This window comes from Kerstersia gyiorum, from assembly GCF_004216755.1.
Lineage (GTDB): Bacteria > Pseudomonadota > Gammaproteobacteria > Burkholderiales > Burkholderiaceae_B > Kerstersia > Kerstersia gyiorum.
This window is the reverse complement of the sequence record NZ_SGWZ01000001.1, coordinates 961,989-976,233: the sequence shown is the minus strand read 5'-3', so window position 1 is coordinate 976,233 and position 14,245 is coordinate 961,989. Positions and strand designations below refer to the sequence as shown.

19 protein-coding genes and 2 pseudogenes are annotated in these 14,245 nt (G+C 56.5%); 6 read left to right on the top strand and 15 right to left on the bottom strand.

From position 1 onward, the window contains the following. The first annotated feature begins 10 nt into the window (after positions 1 to 10). Both EV679_RS04330 and EV679_RS04325 read left to right on the top strand, forming a co-directional pair. A complete protein-coding gene (locus EV679_RS04330; RefSeq protein WP_068367753.1) occupies positions 11 to 994 on the top strand; it encodes an ABC transporter permease in 984 nt (327 codons plus the stop codon). Positions 995 to 1,111: 117 nt separating this feature from the next. Beyond that, positions 1,112 to 1,489: a glyoxalase superfamily protein gene (locus EV679_RS04325; protein ID WP_205704121.1), complete on the top strand. Its 378-nt coding sequence runs from the start codon at positions 1,112 to 1,114 to the stop codon at positions 1,487 to 1,489. A gap of 125 nt (positions 1,490 to 1,614) precedes the next feature. Here EV679_RS04325 and EV679_RS04320 read toward each other — a convergent pair whose 3' ends face one another. Together EV679_RS04320 and EV679_RS17580 are read right to left on the bottom strand one after the other, a co-directional pair. Beyond that, positions 1,615 to 2,910: an MFS transporter gene (locus EV679_RS04320; RefSeq protein WP_068366945.1), complete on the bottom strand. Its 1,296-nt coding sequence runs from the start codon at positions 2,908 to 2,910 to the stop codon at positions 1,615 to 1,617. Positions 2,911 to 2,948: 38 nt separating this feature from the next. Then, positions 2,949 to 3,155: a hypothetical protein gene (locus EV679_RS17580; RefSeq protein ID WP_134838815.1), complete on the bottom strand. Its 207-nt coding sequence runs from the start codon at positions 3,153 to 3,155 to the stop codon at positions 2,949 to 2,951. A 138-nt stretch (positions 3,156 to 3,293) separates the two neighbouring features. Here EV679_RS17580 and EV679_RS04315 point away from each other — a divergent pair, with 138 nt between their 5' ends. From EV679_RS04315 to EV679_RS04300, 4 genes are all read left to right on the top strand, one after another. After that, a complete protein-coding gene (locus tag EV679_RS04315; protein ID WP_068366948.1) occupies positions 3,294 to 3,884 on the top strand; it encodes a helix-turn-helix domain-containing protein in 591 nt (196 codons plus the stop codon). Between the two features lie 49 nt (positions 3,885 to 3,933). Then, complete coding sequence (locus EV679_RS04310) at positions 3,934 to 4,134, top strand: DNA-binding protein (protein WP_238591280.1); 201 nt, start codon at positions 3,934 to 3,936, stop codon at positions 4,132 to 4,134. Positions 4,135 to 4,297: 163 nt separating this feature from the next. Next, positions 4,298 to 4,603 carry a type II toxin-antitoxin system RelE/ParE family toxin gene (locus EV679_RS04305; RefSeq protein WP_130486578.1) on the top strand — a complete coding sequence of 102 codons (306 nt, stop codon included), beginning with the start codon at positions 4,298 to 4,300 and terminating at the stop codon, positions 4,601 to 4,603. Next, positions 4,600 to 4,896 (top strand): addiction module antidote protein, encoded by a 297-nt coding sequence (locus tag EV679_RS04300; protein WP_068366953.1) that lies wholly within the window; start codon positions 4,600 to 4,602, stop codon positions 4,894 to 4,896. The genes EV679_RS04305 and EV679_RS04300 overlap by 4 nt, the downstream gene beginning before the upstream one ends. Before the next feature lie 497 nt (positions 4,897 to 5,393). On the opposite strand, the gene EV679_RS17950 is transcribed toward EV679_RS04300, so the two are convergent. The 13 genes and pseudogenes from EV679_RS17950 to EV679_RS04240 form a co-directional block, all read right to left on the bottom strand. Then, entirely contained in the window at positions 5,394 to 5,522 is a 129-nt protein-coding gene (locus tag EV679_RS17950) for a hypothetical protein (RefSeq protein WP_257740034.1), read from the bottom strand. 81 nt (positions 5,523 to 5,603) lie between these two features. Further along, positions 5,604 to 5,933 (bottom strand): GNAT family N-acetyltransferase, encoded by a 330-nt coding sequence (locus EV679_RS04295; protein ID WP_332841694.1) that lies wholly within the window; start codon positions 5,931 to 5,933, stop codon positions 5,604 to 5,606. A gap of 29 nt (positions 5,934 to 5,962) precedes the next feature. Continuing rightward, positions 5,963 to 7,089 (bottom strand): IS3 family transposase gene (locus EV679_RS04290; RefSeq protein WP_372726418.1). Its coding sequence is split into 2 segments (ribosomal slippage): positions 5,963 to 6,837 and positions 6,837 to 7,089, totalling 1,128 coding nucleotides; the frame shifts between segments, so codons are not numbered across the junction. Between the two features lie 223 nt (positions 7,090 to 7,312). Further along, on the bottom strand, positions 7,313 to 7,576 hold the full coding sequence (locus EV679_RS04280) for a zincin-like metallopeptidase domain-containing protein (RefSeq protein WP_068366960.1): 264 nt from the start codon (positions 7,574 to 7,576) through the stop codon (positions 7,313 to 7,315). A gap of 203 nt (positions 7,577 to 7,779) precedes the next feature. Next, a complete protein-coding gene (locus tag EV679_RS17805; RefSeq protein ID WP_434737179.1) occupies positions 7,780 to 7,962 on the bottom strand; it encodes a helix-turn-helix domain-containing protein in 183 nt (60 codons plus the stop codon). Beyond that, positions 7,957 to 8,085: pseudogene (locus EV679_RS18085) on the bottom strand (recombinase family protein); the annotation flags it as partial. The pseudogene EV679_RS18085 and the gene EV679_RS17805, both read right to left, overlap by 6 nt. A gap of 317 nt (positions 8,086 to 8,402) precedes the next feature. Further along, positions 8,403 to 9,206: an alpha/beta fold hydrolase gene (locus EV679_RS04270; protein ID WP_068366961.1), complete on the bottom strand. Its 804-nt coding sequence runs from the start codon at positions 9,204 to 9,206 to the stop codon at positions 8,403 to 8,405. Between the two features lie 102 nt (positions 9,207 to 9,308). Then, positions 9,309 to 9,482 (bottom strand): annotated as a pseudogene (locus EV679_RS04265) (transposase); the annotation flags it as partial. A 373-nt stretch (positions 9,483 to 9,855) separates the two neighbouring features. Continuing rightward, positions 9,856 to 10,716 carry a class I SAM-dependent methyltransferase gene (locus tag EV679_RS04255; protein ID WP_068366966.1) on the bottom strand — a complete coding sequence of 287 codons (861 nt, stop codon included), beginning with the start codon at positions 10,714 to 10,716 and terminating at the stop codon, positions 9,856 to 9,858. Positions 10,717 to 10,778: 62 nt separating this feature from the next. Beyond that, positions 10,779 to 11,777: a MerR family transcriptional regulator gene (locus EV679_RS04250; protein ID WP_071535909.1), complete on the bottom strand. Its 999-nt coding sequence runs from the start codon at positions 11,775 to 11,777 to the stop codon at positions 10,779 to 10,781. A gap of 115 nt (positions 11,778 to 11,892) precedes the next feature. Beyond that, complete coding sequence (locus EV679_RS17945) at positions 11,893 to 12,027, bottom strand: hypothetical protein (protein ID WP_257740035.1); 135 nt, start codon at positions 12,025 to 12,027, stop codon at positions 11,893 to 11,895. 48 nt (positions 12,028 to 12,075) lie between these two features. Beyond that, the gene (locus tag EV679_RS18025; RefSeq protein WP_369410286.1) at positions 12,076 to 12,297 is read right to left on the bottom strand and encodes a DUF4279 domain-containing protein; all 222 of its coding nucleotides are present in this window, start codon (positions 12,295 to 12,297) and stop codon (positions 12,076 to 12,078) included. A gap of 839 nt (positions 12,298 to 13,136) precedes the next feature. Next, the gene (locus EV679_RS04240; protein ID WP_130486575.1) at positions 13,137 to 14,228 is read right to left on the bottom strand and encodes a hypothetical protein; all 1,092 of its coding nucleotides are present in this window, start codon (positions 14,226 to 14,228) and stop codon (positions 13,137 to 13,139) included. Between the last annotated feature and the right edge of the window lie 17 nt (positions 14,229 to 14,245).

The following is a 14,245-nucleotide window of genomic DNA, read 5'->3' as shown; positions in this document are numbered from 1 at the left end:
TGCCTCCGCCATGCTTGCCCGTCTCTTGCGCTCCCTGCTCCAGGCCCTGTTCACCCTGCTGGCGTTGCTGGCCGCCAGCTTTTTCCTTACCCGGCTGGCCTACCGCAACCCGGCCGCCATGCTGGCCCCGCACAACGCCACGCAGGAATCCATAGACAGCATCGCCAATGCGCTGCGGCTGAACGAACCCTGGTGGCAACAGCTCTGGCATTACTTCTACCGCGGGCCGGATATTCAAGGCGCCCCCATGGGCCTCATGAACTGGCCCCCGGCACTGGGCTATTCCTTCCGCAAACAGGCCCCCGTCACCGACCTTATCCTGGAAAAACTACCCGCCACCCTTTCCCTGGTGCTGGGCGCTGCACTGATCTGGTTCATCCTCTCCACCCTATGGGGAGTCTGGGCGGCGCGCCATCAGGGGCGCTGGCAAGATCAGCTGACTGGCGTGCTGGCCTGCATCTTCATGTCTATCCCCGTCCTGCTTTCGGGCATCCTGCTGTCGTACGTATTTTTCTATCTGCTGACCGAAGCCGGTTGGCCCCTGTTTCCTTCCTCGGGCTACGTCGCGCTCACCGACAATCCATGGCAATGGGCGCGGCACCTGGCCCTACCTTGGGCCACACTGGTTCTGGTGCAGGTGGGCGTCTTCCAGCGAGTTATCCGAGGAGCCGTTCTGGACGTACTCGGCCACGACTATATCCGCACCGCACGTGCCAAAGGCGTGGGTGAAAACAGCGTGCATTTCCGCCACGCACTGAGCGCCGCCCTCAACCCCATCATCACGCTGGGTGCCCTGGAAATCGGCACACTGCTGGGCGGCGCCATCGTCACCGAAACCATCTTCGGCATAGACGGCCTGGGCCGCCTGGCCATCTCCTCGGCCCTGGACGGCGATTTCCCCGTGGTCATCGGCACCACCGTCATTGCGGGCGCGGGCATCATCTTGATGACCAGCCTGGGTGACCTGCTGGTCAGGAGCCGGGAACGGGCCTGACTCGTTCATGCCCTTTTTCTCGGGCCAGAGGTATGCTACTTTTCCAATCTGATAGGACACTGCTCCTGACCTGGCAAGCGCATCGCCGCCCCTGCCGTTATTTGTTGGGAACTTGCGATGAACCCATCCATCATTCAGTCCATCACTTTCGTCCGTACCGCGCCATGCCTGCCCGTCCGTAATATCCAGGCAGCGCTGGCCTTTTACTCGGGCGTTCTCGGGTTTCAGAAAACCTTCGAAAACGGCGATCCTGTCGGTTTCGTGGTGCTGAAAAAAGATGCCGCCGAAATCCATCTCAGCCAGAATCGTGAGCACCTTGCCACCCGCATGAATGCGCTGCACATGTTCGTCGATGATATCGACGCGCTCTACCAACTGTGCGTAAGTGCAAGGGTGCGCATCATCAAATCCCTGAGCGACAAGGACTACGGCCAGCGCGCATTCGTGTTTGCTGATCCGGATGGCAACCGGATTGATGTCGGGGAAAAGCGGTAAGTCTTCCCCTTCATCCTGGCAATATGCAAAAGGGCCTGCAGGCATGAATGCCTGCAGGCCCTTTTCTGATGGCGACAGGCCGGCGTCATAACGCGCAGGCCTGTCGAACACACCTGGCAGTCCGATCACTCCACCCGGCGAAGCCTGACGGTGGAAACCGCCGCCATCGAAATCAATGCCGCCACAATAATGTAAACCGCGACGGGCACCCACGAGCCATCGTATATATCCAGCAGCCAGGTAGCGATCAGCGGTGCCGTACCACCGGCAACGGCTGCGCCGATCTGGTAGCCCAGCGTAATGCCGGTATAGCGCACGCGGGTGGCAAAAATTTCCGAGAACATGGTACCGAGCACCGCCGTAATGGGCGCCCAGATCAAGCCGAGAGCCACGACCGTCGCAATAATCAGGGCCGTATTCGAACGCATATCCAGCAGCATGAAGTAAGGCACTGCGAACAAGGCCATCGCCAGCGCGCCAACCATGAACACCTTCACGCGGCCCACATAATCGGACAGCAGGCCCATCAGCGGTATGCAGAACGTGGTAATCAGGGTAGCGATGGTGACCGCATTGAGCACGTCGAAACGATCGTACTTGAGGCCACCGGTGGCATAACTCACGACGAAGGTCGAGAACAGGTAGAACGGTGCGGTCTCCACCACCTTGGCGCCGATGGCGATCAGCACCTCGCGCCAGTGGTCGCGCAGGGTTTCGACCAGCGGCATCTTGGCCACCTGACCTTCTTCCTTGGCTTTCTGGAAATCCGGCGTTTCATCTATGCCATTGCGCACCCACAGGCCCAGGAACACCAGGCCTGCACTGGCCAGGAACGGCACACGCCAGCCCCAGCTCATGAACTGGTCATCAGGCAACAGGCTCATCAAGGTCATGGCCAGCGTGGCCAGCAACATGCCGATGGTCACCCCCATTTGCGGCACGCTGCCAAACAGACCGCGACGGTTGGGTGCGGCATATTCGTAGGCAAGCAACAAGGCGCCCCCCCATTCGCCACCAATACCCAGCCCCTGGATCAGGCGCAACAACACCAGCAGGATAGGCGCCCACACGCCTATATAGTCATAGCCAGGCAACAGGCCAATCCCGACCGTCGCGCCACCCATCAGTGAGAGTGTAATAACCAGCGTTTTCTTGCGCCCGATGCGATCGCCAATATGCGCAAAAATCAGGCCGCCCAAGGGACGAATGAAAAACGTCAGCGCAAACGACAGGTACGACAGCATAAGGCCGACGACCGGGTCGAAATTCGGGAAAAACAGCTTATTGAAAACCAGGGCAGCGGTGGTGCCGTACAAAAAGTAATCGAACCACTCGATGGAGCTGCCGGTCAGGCTGGCAAGCAAAACCCGTTTGGCCGATGCGCGTTTGCCGGGCGTGGCGGCGGTTTGTTGGACCGTCATGACGAAAATTCCTTGTGATGTAAAGCGCGTGGGGCGTATCAGCCCGGCGGTGCAGAGACTAGTTGTTGCCGGCTTTTGGCGCCTGGCATAAGCAGCAGACTTGTGGCCTGCCTTGTCTGGTTGTCCTGCCAGTGAATGTTCCTGAGCGGGGCATAACACCCTTCGATGAACTTGGCCTTGATGGCTGCAAGCAGCCGATCGAAAGGTAAACAGCGCTCAGTCAGCGCTTGATCAAGGATTTGCATATAACTACCATCGTCGTACAGATAAAACCTGTACTTTCTTAAAAAATATTTCGTATAAGAAATATTATTCCGATACTAAAAAAATCGCCTTTAGGGTTTTCCACAGGAAAAGAAAGTCCTGATATACAGGAGACAAACATGGTTGCTACCGAAGAGGTGGTCAACGTACTGGCGGACAAACTGCGCCAACTGCGCAAGCAAGCCGGGTTGACCTTGCAACAGCTCAGTGAACGCTCTGGCATCTCCGCATCGGCCCTGTCGAAGATCGAGAACGGCCAACTCTCGCCGACCTATGAAAAAATCGCCGCCCTGGCGCGGGGACTGGACATCAACGTCGGTGCACTGTTTCAGCCGGACGACCGCAAACCCACGGCCTTATGGCGCCGCAGCGTCACCCGGCGCGGCGAAGGCGTCACGCACGACACACCACAATATGGCTACGAAATCCTGCACAGCGACCTGGCGGACAAACAATTCCTACCCCTGGTCACCACCATCAAAGTGCACGACTCGAAAGCCTTCTCCGAATTGCTGCGCCACGATGGCGAGGAATTTCTCTACGTACTCTCCGGCACAATCGTCATCCACACCGATTGCTACGCCCCGCTGACCCTGCAACCGGGCGACGCCTGCTATTTCGACAGCAACATGGGCCACGCCTGCATATCCGGAGGTCAAGAGGATGCACGGATTTTATGGGTGAGTTCGCATCCGGATTCGATGCACTGAAAAGTGCGGTCAACGAGTGGATGGAAAACAAGAAGGGCCTATGCATGGTTTGCGTAGGCCCCTTCGTATTCTGGTGGGCCTGCCGCAGTTGGCAGAGCTGCTGCATCACAGCCCGGACGGCTTGCGGGTGGCACTTCGTACGTCGCAACCCTATGCGCTGCAAATCCGGCAGGCCCGCGTGAAGATCGGGCGCAGGGTGTATTTCCGCACTGCCGACATTGCCAGCTATCTCAGTCAAGCTGCTGCCTGATGTTCGCCAGGTTTGAATGAGCTTGGTCATTGCGTATCAAGCCCGTCGAACCTGATATGGATGAAGACAGCGTGCTACCAAAGATTCGCTCTCACACGACCAGGCGGCATCACTGCAAGCCCATACCTTGATAAAGCGTATCCGTTCGGATACTATCTTAGCCATGAACACGATCAACCTCACCGAAGAGTTTGGCCGGTGGCTTTCAAGCCTCAAAGATGTGATGGGCAAAGCCAAGATCCTCGCTCGCATCAGGAATGCCAGCTTGGGAAACTTTGGTGAGATCAAACCTATTGGCGACGGCGTCTCAGAAATGCGGATTGATTTCGGCCCAGGCTACCGTGTCTACTACGCCCGAGAAGGGCGCGTGGTTTATCTCCTGCTTCATGGTGGCGACAAGTCCACCCAACAGAAAGACATCGCGACTGCCATCAGGATGTGGAAAAAAATTCAAGAGGAACAATCATGACCGCCATCAAAACCGTCCCGTTCGATGCTGCGGAATACCTCGACAACGAAGAAGCGATTGCAGCCTATCTGTCTGCCGCCCTGGAAGAGAATGAACCGGCGCTCTTTCTGGCTGCACTCGCAGATGTGGCCAAGGCACGCGGCATGACAAAAATGGCTCAAGATGCAGGACTAGGCCGTGAAAGCCTGTACAAAGCACTGGCGCCTGGTGCAAAGCCACGATACGACACAGTGCTCAAGCTGGCACGTGCCGCTGGCGTGAGACTAACCGTGGAGCCGATTCCATCCCATTGACGCCATCGGCGGCCAATCATCTTAAAACACACACGAGACGCCGCCGCTCACCATACGCTCAAAGCAAAAACAAAAAGGGCCTACGCACGCTGTGCGTAGGCCCTTCATATTCTGGTGGGTCCTGAGGGACTCGAACCCTCGACCAACGGATTAAAAGTTTGTGATGGAAAGGCAGTGCTTGGGGGAATGGGGTGCAGGGGTGCGGAGGTGATGGGAGGGGAAAGTAGTTTGGTGACAGTAGGTTAGCGGAGTTTTGGGGAAGCGGTGAAAACGGATGGGTGTACCGGGAGTGTACCGAAGGCACATATCAACCGCACTGTCTGCTAACGACCCAAACCGGAAGTTCGTCTTGCACCAAAGCGGTCATTCAGCCCGTACCCGGCGCCCACAAAAAAGCACCAAGGACATGACTCCCTAGTGCTCTAAAAAGCCAGCGGCCATCAATTACCGCCAGCTATAGGCGCAGCTTCCGCTGCATTGCAATCGTCACGCCATCACTAGCGGCGCATGTACAGGCCGAGCGCTGCAAAGCCCAGCACCATCACCGACAACAGCAGCCGCTCCCACAGTTCGCCAAACAGCGGCACCGGTGTGGGAGTTGCAGGAACCTCCACAGCCGCTGTCACGTTAATGCTTTAAGTCTGTACCACTGTGGGCACTCATGGTGAACTAAGCCGCCTCCGGCATGAAGACTGCCTACGTCCAAGTTATTGTTCTGGCCTCGTTATGGGCAAACGCATTGCCACTCGCCGCTCGACTGGGAGGCCGTGAGCAGCCTCGGCATTCAGCGCATCTCGAAGATGCAGGACGGGGTTCATCACGGGTTTGAACCCGAATTTTGCATACGCCGGCGCACACCACGGAACATCTTTAAAAGTCGTCAGCGTCAGCGCAGCCAAGCCGGTCTCCACCGCATATTGGTAAGCGCTGCGAAGCAGTCCCGTGCCAACACCTTGTCGTTGCCAATCGCCATGAACAGAAAGCTCCCAAATGTGAAGCTCATGATTCAAAACTTCGGCATTCAAAAATCCGACCAGGTTGTCCTGCGATTGACCTGCCCCCAGATTTAGTACGGCGCCGACATAGAGTCCGGGGTTAAAAGCATTTTTTCCTGATGTGCCTGCGCAAACTGCGTAGGGGTTAAATATCCTAGCGCACTGTGAGGCCGATCGGTGTTGTACTCGACCCGCCAGTTTTCGATCAAGGTTTTGGCCTTGCGAAGCGACAGGAACCAATGCTCGTTGAGGCATTCGTCGCGGAACTTGCCATTGAAACTTTCGATGTAGGCATTCTCCACGGGCTTGCCTGGCCGAATGAACGACAGGGTGACTCCTGCCTGATAGGCCCAGGCATCCAACGCCCTGCCGGCAAACTCCGGCCCGTTGTCCACGGTGATGGATCGAGGCAGGCCACGCATTTCTACCAACCGTTCAAGCACGTTGGTAACCCGCAGTCCCGGCAGCGACGTATCAACCTCGATGGCCAAGCATTCGCGAGTGTAGTCATCGACAATATTCAAGCAGCGGAACCGGCGACCATAGGCCAGACCGTCGGCGACAAAGTCCATTGACCAACTCTGATTCGGCCCGGTCGCCGCTGGACGAACCACGCGCTCGGTTGCCGCGATGCGCTTGCGCTTGCGTTGACGCACGCTCAACCCAGCTTGGCTGTACAGCCGCCAAACTCGTTTGTGATTCGAATGCCAGCCCTCGCGGCGCAACAGCACGTGGATGCGACGGTAACCATAGCGCCGCTTGACCGCCGCCATCTCTTTCATGCGTTCAGTCAGCGCCGCATCGCCCGTGCGCCGGCTCTCGTAGTGAAACAGAGACCGAGAAATCCCTACGAGCCCGCAGGCCCGGGTGATACCCATGCCGCGCTCGGTCATTAGCGTCCTGACCGCCTCGCGCCTGGCCTGCGGGCTGACTACTTTCGGCCTAAGAGATCCTGAAGCGCCGCTTTGTCCAACATCGACTCAGCCAACAGCTTCTTGAGCTTGTTGTTCTCCAGCTCCAGCTCCAGCTCCTTCAGGCGCTGAGCGTCCGACACCGTCATGCCACCGAACTTCGCCTTCCAGTTGTAGTACGTCGCCTCGGAGATCCCGTGCTTGCGGCACAGTTCAGCAGGCTTGGCACCCGCATCGGCCTCCTTGAGCACGCCGATGATCTGTTCTTCCGTGAATCGTTTCTTCATTGCCATTCCTTTGGGAATGGACTCTACATCGTTTCCGTACTATTTACGGGGGGCAGGTCAAAACGGCCATGGCCGCAAGCACGGCGAAGGCCGGGCGCAGCCCTTGACTGCGAGAACGGCATGATAGTGTGAGGGGACCAGCAAGACAGCCACTTCCAACCGTAAGCCAGTAGCCCCCGGCAAGCGAAGCGCGCAGGCCTCGCAGGCCGGAGAAAAGCGGCCATCAGGCCGCTTGCTTTTGCTCCTGATTGGCCAGGGCCAGCAGGTAATCGCTGGCCTCGGCTGCCTTGGATGCAGCGGTGATGAACGCCTTGCGATCATCTTTCAGGACCTTGATCCAGCTGGCCAGGTATTTGGCGTGATCTTCGCGGGGTTCTGCAGTGATGCCCAGGCGGGCGCTGAGGAACGCTGCCCCCAGCTCGGCAACATATCCTGACAGTCCAGCCCTATTTTGATGTTTTTGGCCGTAAGTGGTGATGTTGGTCATGGGAATCTCCGTGACCGGCGGAGTAAGCCTATCTTACTCCTTCACAAGTCACTCTATTCCTGCATCCCTCTTCCTCTCCTCCGCCTGACAGGGCGGAAGCCTTTGTTGATTTTTTGGAGGTGGTCTGCAAAACACCGGTTAGGCCTAGTCGGCCCGAAGCTGCGATTTTGGCCAACTCGAAGAACGGACAGAGAACACCAGATTTACGTGATTTCTGAGTTGGCTCCCTGACCTGCGAGAGCACGGTATACGGTCATTCTGGAAACGTTCAGATCGCGTGCAACCGCTGCTTTGGTTGCGCCCGCAAGTATTCGTTTGCGGATTTCAACGTCATCGACATTCTTCTTCCGCCCCTTGTACGTCCGCGTGGCTTTTGCCGTGTCGATCCCGGCTCTTTGCCTGTCCTTGATGAACTTGAGCTCCATATCGGCAACCATGCCGAGGATAGTAATGACCATTCGCCCCATGCTTCCAGCCGTCGTGACTTCAGGTTCGAGGACACGCAGGGATGCACCTTTTCGTCAAGCTCATGAACAAGGTTGAGAACATCGCGCGTTGATCGTCCAAGCCGATCAAGCCGCAGCACCACCAGAGCGATAGTAATAGAGGGGCCGTTTATCCTGCATGTGTGCGACGATGATCTTGCGCCGGTCGTCCGACATTCCGTTGAAAACCAAGTCGTCTGAAAGCTGCTCGGCAAGTGTGTTAAAGTCCTGCCGATATTCGGGGTCGAGAACCTTCCACCTTGTGCGGTCAAACAGGCTGGCAGCAGCTATCGGTCGCGAAGCCCGCAACAGCGGGCTTCTTAGCGTTCCCTGAATTCTGCTTAATCGAGAAATTCCGTCAGGATCCGTCGAAATTGTCTACTGCATTCAACCGGGGCCATATGGGTTTGCCCTTTGAGGAGCTGCAGCGTAGCGTGGGAGATACCATTTTGGGCTGCTTCCATCATGCCATCGCCAAAAAACTGATCCAGTTCCCCGCCGATAATCAATGTCCTTGCTGTAATTGAGTTTAGATCGACTGGCTCGGCCAGCATTATCAATTGAAGATACCGGACAATAACTTCACCGGAATTCATTTTTTCGGGAAGTTTGTTGCGGTCAACCCAGAGGTTTATCTTCAATAATAAGTTCAACAAGGGATTACGGAATATTGCCGCAAAATCATTGATCAGACCGTAGTACTGCGCCTGTTGAGCAAACTGGATTTGTCGTTGAATCCTGATTTCTCCATTCATGCTGAACTTGTGAGCGCTCGCCACCAGAATCAGCTTCTTAACCCACCCTTCGCGCGCTGCCGCAAGCCTTGTCGCTAGCAGTCCGCCATAGGATATCCCCATGAGCGAAAACGCCGAGACCTTCAGTTCTCTGATGGCGTGCTCATAATCTGACACAATCGTTTCAATTGTCGCCTTTGCATCGGGCTGCTGATCGTAGCCGATCAGGATAAAGCCCTGTGTTGGCGGCAGGATACGTGCGACACGCTTTGCGTCACGCATCATCCTGTCAAAGCTGTGTTTGCGTACAAAGCCCTGCCCGCCATTGATCACGATCACGGGGTCAATTTGATCTCCCTTACGAATATAGGGAATTCTTCCCAGCAAAACGCCGGTCTTAAAGTTAGTCATGATAATTCCTCAGCAGCATTAGCTGCTTTCGTCAGCACATTAGCTGTTGAGTTATTTGTTAGTGATCTGGCGAGCAATAGCTTGCGCTAGAGGCGGCATCGGCAGCTCCTTCAGGCGCTGAGCGTCCGACACCGTCATGCCGCCGAACTTCGCCTTCCAGTTGTAGTACGTCGCCTCGGAGATCCCGTGCTTGCGGCACAGTTCAGCAGGCTTGGCACCCGCATCGGCCTCCTTGAGCACGCCGATGATCTGTTCTTCCGTGAATCGTTTCTTCATTGCCATTCCTTTGGGAATGGACTCTACATCGTTTCCGTACTATTTACGGGGGGCAGGTCACGATGTCTCAGCGACCCAAACGCTTCTCTTGAGAATGAGCCGCTCATGTTCAGCCCGCGCGATGACCTGGCCAGCTGCCAGCCAATCCAAATGGGGGATAGCTCGATAGAGCTCGCTGGCGGACTTTTCGATTCGCGGCAAATATGCCGCGTCCTCAAGGGTGGCAACACGAATGAACATGTGGGCGGAAATGACCGGTCAATTGGAAGGCTGCACCCGCGCCAGTGAACCAGGCACTTTAGTGAGGTGCAGTCCTCCACAACGATTGTGGGGTAGCATCTGCACGCAAACTGTACAGATGATCTTGGTCAGTCTATCGCTTGACCGCACTCAGATAACGGAAGCCGCCGCCTGCAATCTGCAAGCCATCTCTGCGGCCCGCGAAATAGCGGGCGTTGAGTTCTGCCGGCCCCAAGTCTTCATCGACTTCAAAGCCCGCAAATGACAGCAGTTCACGCATGCGCTCCGGCGTACAAGATGATTGCCACGGCTCGCCTCCCGCAGCCATCATGCTGGCCGTGAACTGCATCATGACTCGCTCCACAGGATGCAGTTGGGCCTCATCCAGGCGGTAGTCCAGCGTAACGGTGGAGCCTGGAGCAAGTTGCTGTAACGCAGCAATCTCGCGCTCAACCACATCGTTGCAAAGGTAGACGAGCACCCCCAGCACAGACAGGCTGACAGGCTTGGCAAGGTCTGCTCCACCTGCGAGAAGACCATCAACACTGGTCATCTCCCGCAAATCGGTGGCTACATAGCGCAGGCTTGCGGGCTGAGCCCATCCGTTGTCTGTATAAAGGTCTGTCTTCCATTTCTGCATTGAAGGCTGGTCCAGTTCAAACGTGGTGACGGCAGGAAGCGTGGACGCACTGCGCAGTGCCCATGTATCCAGACCTGCCCCGACTACGCCGTATTGCACAGTCCCGTTGGCAATGGCTTTCAGCAAATGGTCTTCCGCGAATCGTGAGCGGGCTACGATGCCCGCCCGCATGGAGCGTGACGGGACATCGTTTTGCACCATTGGTTCGCGCATCAGTGATGCAGCATTGGCACTTCCCAAAGACGCTATGGCGAAGGGGTCCTTGAATACCAGGTCGTCTTCGAGAATCTGGTGCGCTGCTCGTGAAGTGGCGACACGCATGGCCGAGGGGCTTGGACAGCCAGTGAATTTCATTGGAATACTCCTGTTGTTAGTTCAACGAAAGGAGTACTTTCAGGCCTGACGTAACGTCAGGGTCAAGAGGCAGCAGCTTCGAGGTATGCCCTCAGCTGTGGACCAACAAAGTGACCGAGCGCCAATATGGGCTCCGAGGTATAGGCCTGCTTCAGCTTGACCGCAAGCGACATATCCTGCGCTACGGTTCTAAGCGAGAGTTCGCGATATCGCGCCACCAACTCGCGCGCAGCCTTTGTCTTTGGAGAGACTCTATTGGCGAGCAGCCTCTCTCCTTGAGCCGCAAATGTCTCCCACTCAGGCCCTGTAGAGCCATCCAGTCTGTTAAGTTCGTCTGGCGAGAGATGACGGCGCAATGCTTCCAGGCGCAACTCGATGGCTTGTTCAAGGTATTGCATGAGCTCTGGCTCAAGTCCAGCGTGCCGCGCCGTCTCAGGCGCTTCCCGATGCATTCGCGCCCAATCAAGGATGGCGCCCAGCCGTCCTCCGAAAACAGACATTGCGATGTTCATCCACCGTTGTGCGAGCAACTGCGTTTGCGCTGCATCGACCGGAACAGCGCCGCTTCGGCATGCAAGCAATTTTCCGGCAACTGGCTGCCATCGGGCCTTGGCGCGACGCCAGCGCGCAAGCAGCCGCCGTACGTCCTCTGAGGGAAGGTACAACTGATGAGTCTCAAGGAGGCGAATGCCGTCGAGCAAATCACCGGCCGATGCGTTTTGGCGAGAGACAGCGTGCTCCAGAAACAGCAGCTTTTCTTTGAGCTCCTGGATTTCCACCAGCTTGCGCGTAGCATCTTCTACCTGGCGACGCAGTAACACTTGAGGTGTGACTTCACCTCCAGTCAATGTTGCCGCAATCGCTTCGAGGCTGAGTCCTAGTTGTTTGAGGGACTGAACGGCATGCAATCGCTCGATGTCGTTGGCACTGTAGAGGCGATACCCCGACTCGCTTCGAGCACTGGGGCATACCAATCCGATATGGTCGTAATGATGCAGAGTACGTACAGTGATACCCGCACGCTTGGCGACTGCTCCTATGGTGAGATGAATGGCGTCCACGGTTTACACGGTTTGTCAGATTTACCACGATTGTCTGGTAAAGGTCGAGCCTGTAGGGGGTAACCGCCCTAAAGCGGGCTTAGCGTTCTTTCAATTGCCGGCATGGCGGGTTAACCTAAGTCTGCGACACACGCTCAAGGCCATCCGAAGCTTCCGGCCCGTAGGTGTCAAACGACAACTTGATGCCGCGCTGCGCTGGTGCAAGCGTGTTCTCGGGTGAAAGCTCCACGCCCTTGCTATTATTGTCCATGAACCATCCGCAGAACAGGTCAACACGAAACCGAGTCACGATGTCACCCTAAACCGCTAGGTCCGACGTGACTTGACCAAGCAACTCCGAGACCTGATCATCCAAGTCTTCTGGCTCGGTCTCCTTCGCCCTTAGACGCCACATGCCAGATTTCTTCGTGCCAATGCGGCCCGATGGGCTCGAAGGAATCTGCGGCCCTTTCACATGAGCTGACGTCGGCATTGCACTGAGTAGCCTCGAAATTTCCTCAGGCACTTGTTCGTCACCCATGATGCGCAACGTTGCCACAGACCGTTCGAGATGAACCATTAGTGAAGCCTATTCAGCTTGACGAAGGACCGCTGTTGGCTCCATTGTGCCCGTGGAGCGAATGTCGGGTCATGGCCGAAAGCAGACGCTGATAAACGACCATTTTCGAACCACAGCGAAAGCATGAATTTGTCTTATGAAAGGTTCGATTCGAACTTGGCAACGCCGACGAGCATACCGCCATAATCGCTCACGATAGAAGGCAGTACGTGCGGCACAAGAAGATATTCATGTGAAGAGCAAGACACCCCACCTACTACATCCGCAAAACTTCCGAATCGTAGGCAACGACCTCTTCTGAGGTGTGAGGGACGCCTCCCCTACATCTTGAATGCATACCAAGGTCAGCATCCCAGTTAAGCTGCCGATCTGCTAACTCAGGATTAAAGCCGTGGCTTACGGCCCCAACATCAAAATCTGTTTACAAAACGCTTACACAGACCCAGAAAAGCAAAAGGCCAACCCCGAAGGATTGGCCTAAGTGCTTGAAAATATTGGTGGGTCCTGAGGGACTCGAACCCTCGACCAACGGATTAAAAGTTTGTGGTGGAAAGGAGGTACTTGGGGGAATGGGGTGTAGTGGTGCGGAGGTGATGGGAGGGGAAAGTATTTTGGTGACAGTAGGTTAGCGGAATTTTGGGGAGGCGGTGAAAACGGATTGGTGTACCGGTAGTGTACCGAGGACACATATCAGCCGCACTGTCTGCTAACGACCCAGAGCGGAAGATCAATGTGAAAACCCGATAACTACTTGGCAGCGGTAGCGGCCATTCAGCGGCACCCATTCCGCTTTTGACGAATTAGTTGCTCTCCGAGAGCATTTTCAGCACTGCCTCCATCTCCTGTTTGTCTAGGCGGACGAACAATGCAGTGTGCGGGTTCATGGCGCAGTGGAGGCTGGTCCCATTCCTGCGATGGCTGTGCGTCTGCATGCCCACCCAGAACAGGGCCAACGCTCGGTCTTCTGTTAGGAGTGCCACCCTCTTGTCTGGAAAATCAGTCCCTGCAGCGATCAACAAGTCCAAGGAGCGAAGATCCGCCAATGCGTTGAAGGCGTTCTTTTCCGTGTATTGGCGGCGTGGTTTCAGGACCCTTATGGCCGGATTCATCGCGGGGTGCGCGGCGCTGGCACTGAAAAGCGCGCACACCAGCATCGATGCGCGTGCCACCCCATGCCGTTCGGCGAGTTCCAGCAACTGCTGCCATAGGTCAGGGAGTCGCTTGCGACCGACGGAGGTGGCTAGCAGCGGAGCCGCCTTTGTAAGGAAGCGTTGCCGCGCGGCAAACCCTTTCGCCTGATCTCGCAGCAATCCAAGGACACCCTGCAGCGCGTCTTCCTTGTCCGGGAACATGACAGCCTTGGGCAGGGCCTCTCCAATTTTGAGCGCCGCTCGGTCGTACAACGCCGAGAGTTCTTCTGCGTCGGGGTTGCGGCTACCCGAGGTACCTTCCATGGCATACAGCATGGGATTGACTTTGAGAGCCTTGCCGCGAGCAAAGTCGAGGAAGTCCGGCGGCACTCCATCCTTGGGTTCGCCCCCGACGAACCGGCTGCGCAGTGCCGCCACCGTGCACCGATCCGGTAACAAGAGCGTGTCTTCATCCAGGATCAGTCCCGAGGGCAACCATCCGCCCTTGACCAGGCCCAGTACCGTGGATCCAAGGTGGCTTTGCAATTCCGCCTTGACGTTAAGCTTCTCCGCGATCCGCAAGTGCTCGAATTCCGTTGAAACAACTTGAGCAGCCCGAATTCGAAGTGGGAAAACGATGGGTTCGCGCAGTTTCCCGTGGAGGGCTACCAGGTCATCGAAGCCGAGCGGCACGAGTTCGCCCGCGCTGAGCGCTAGGCGCTTTTGCGTCGTCTCTTCCACGTATTCCAGGTTGACGGTCATGAAGCATGCGTGCTCTC

Bases quoted from the DNA above. Each gene is read 5' to 3' on its own strand.
- EV679_RS04305 (WP_130486578.1), top strand. From the start codon at position 4,298: ATGAACACGATCAACCTCACCGAAGAGTTTGGCCGGTGGCTTTCAAGC.
- EV679_RS17580 (WP_134838815.1), bottom strand. From the start codon at position 3,155: ATGCAAATCCTTGATCAAGCGCTGACTGAGCGCTGTTTACCTTTCGAT.
- EV679_RS04300 (WP_068366953.1), top strand. From the start codon at position 4,600: ATGACCGCCATCAAAACCGTCCCGTTCGATGCTGCGGAATACCTCGAC.
- EV679_RS04280 (WP_068366960.1), bottom strand. From the start codon at position 7,576: ATGACCAACATCACCACTTACGGCCAAAAACATCAAAATAGGGCTGGA.
- EV679_RS04315 (WP_068366948.1), top strand. From the start codon at position 3,294: ATGGTTGCTACCGAAGAGGTGGTCAACGTACTGGCGGACAAACTGCGC.
- EV679_RS04240 (WP_130486575.1), bottom strand. From the start codon at position 14,228: ATGACCGTCAACCTGGAATACGTGGAAGAGACGACGCAAAAGCGCCTA.
- EV679_RS04320 (WP_068366945.1), bottom strand. From the start codon at position 2,910: ATGACGGTCCAACAAACCGCCGCCACGCCCGGCAAACGCGCATCGGCC.
- EV679_RS18025 (WP_369410286.1), bottom strand. From the start codon at position 12,297: ATGGGTGACGAACAAGTGCCTGAGGAAATTTCGAGGCTACTCAGTGCA.
- EV679_RS04255 (WP_068366966.1), bottom strand. From the start codon at position 10,716: ATGAAATTCACTGGCTGTCCAAGCCCCTCGGCCATGCGTGTCGCCACT.
- EV679_RS04330 (WP_068367753.1), top strand. From the start codon at position 11: ATGCTTGCCCGTCTCTTGCGCTCCCTGCTCCAGGCCCTGTTCACCCTG.
- EV679_RS04325 (WP_205704121.1), top strand. From the start codon at position 1,112: ATGAACCCATCCATCATTCAGTCCATCACTTTCGTCCGTACCGCGCCA.
- EV679_RS04270 (WP_068366961.1), bottom strand. From the start codon at position 9,206: ATGACTAACTTTAAGACCGGCGTTTTGCTGGGAAGAATTCCCTATATT.
- EV679_RS17945 (WP_257740035.1), bottom strand. From the start codon at position 12,027: ATGGACAATAATAGCAAGGGCGTGGAGCTTTCACCCGAGAACACGCTT.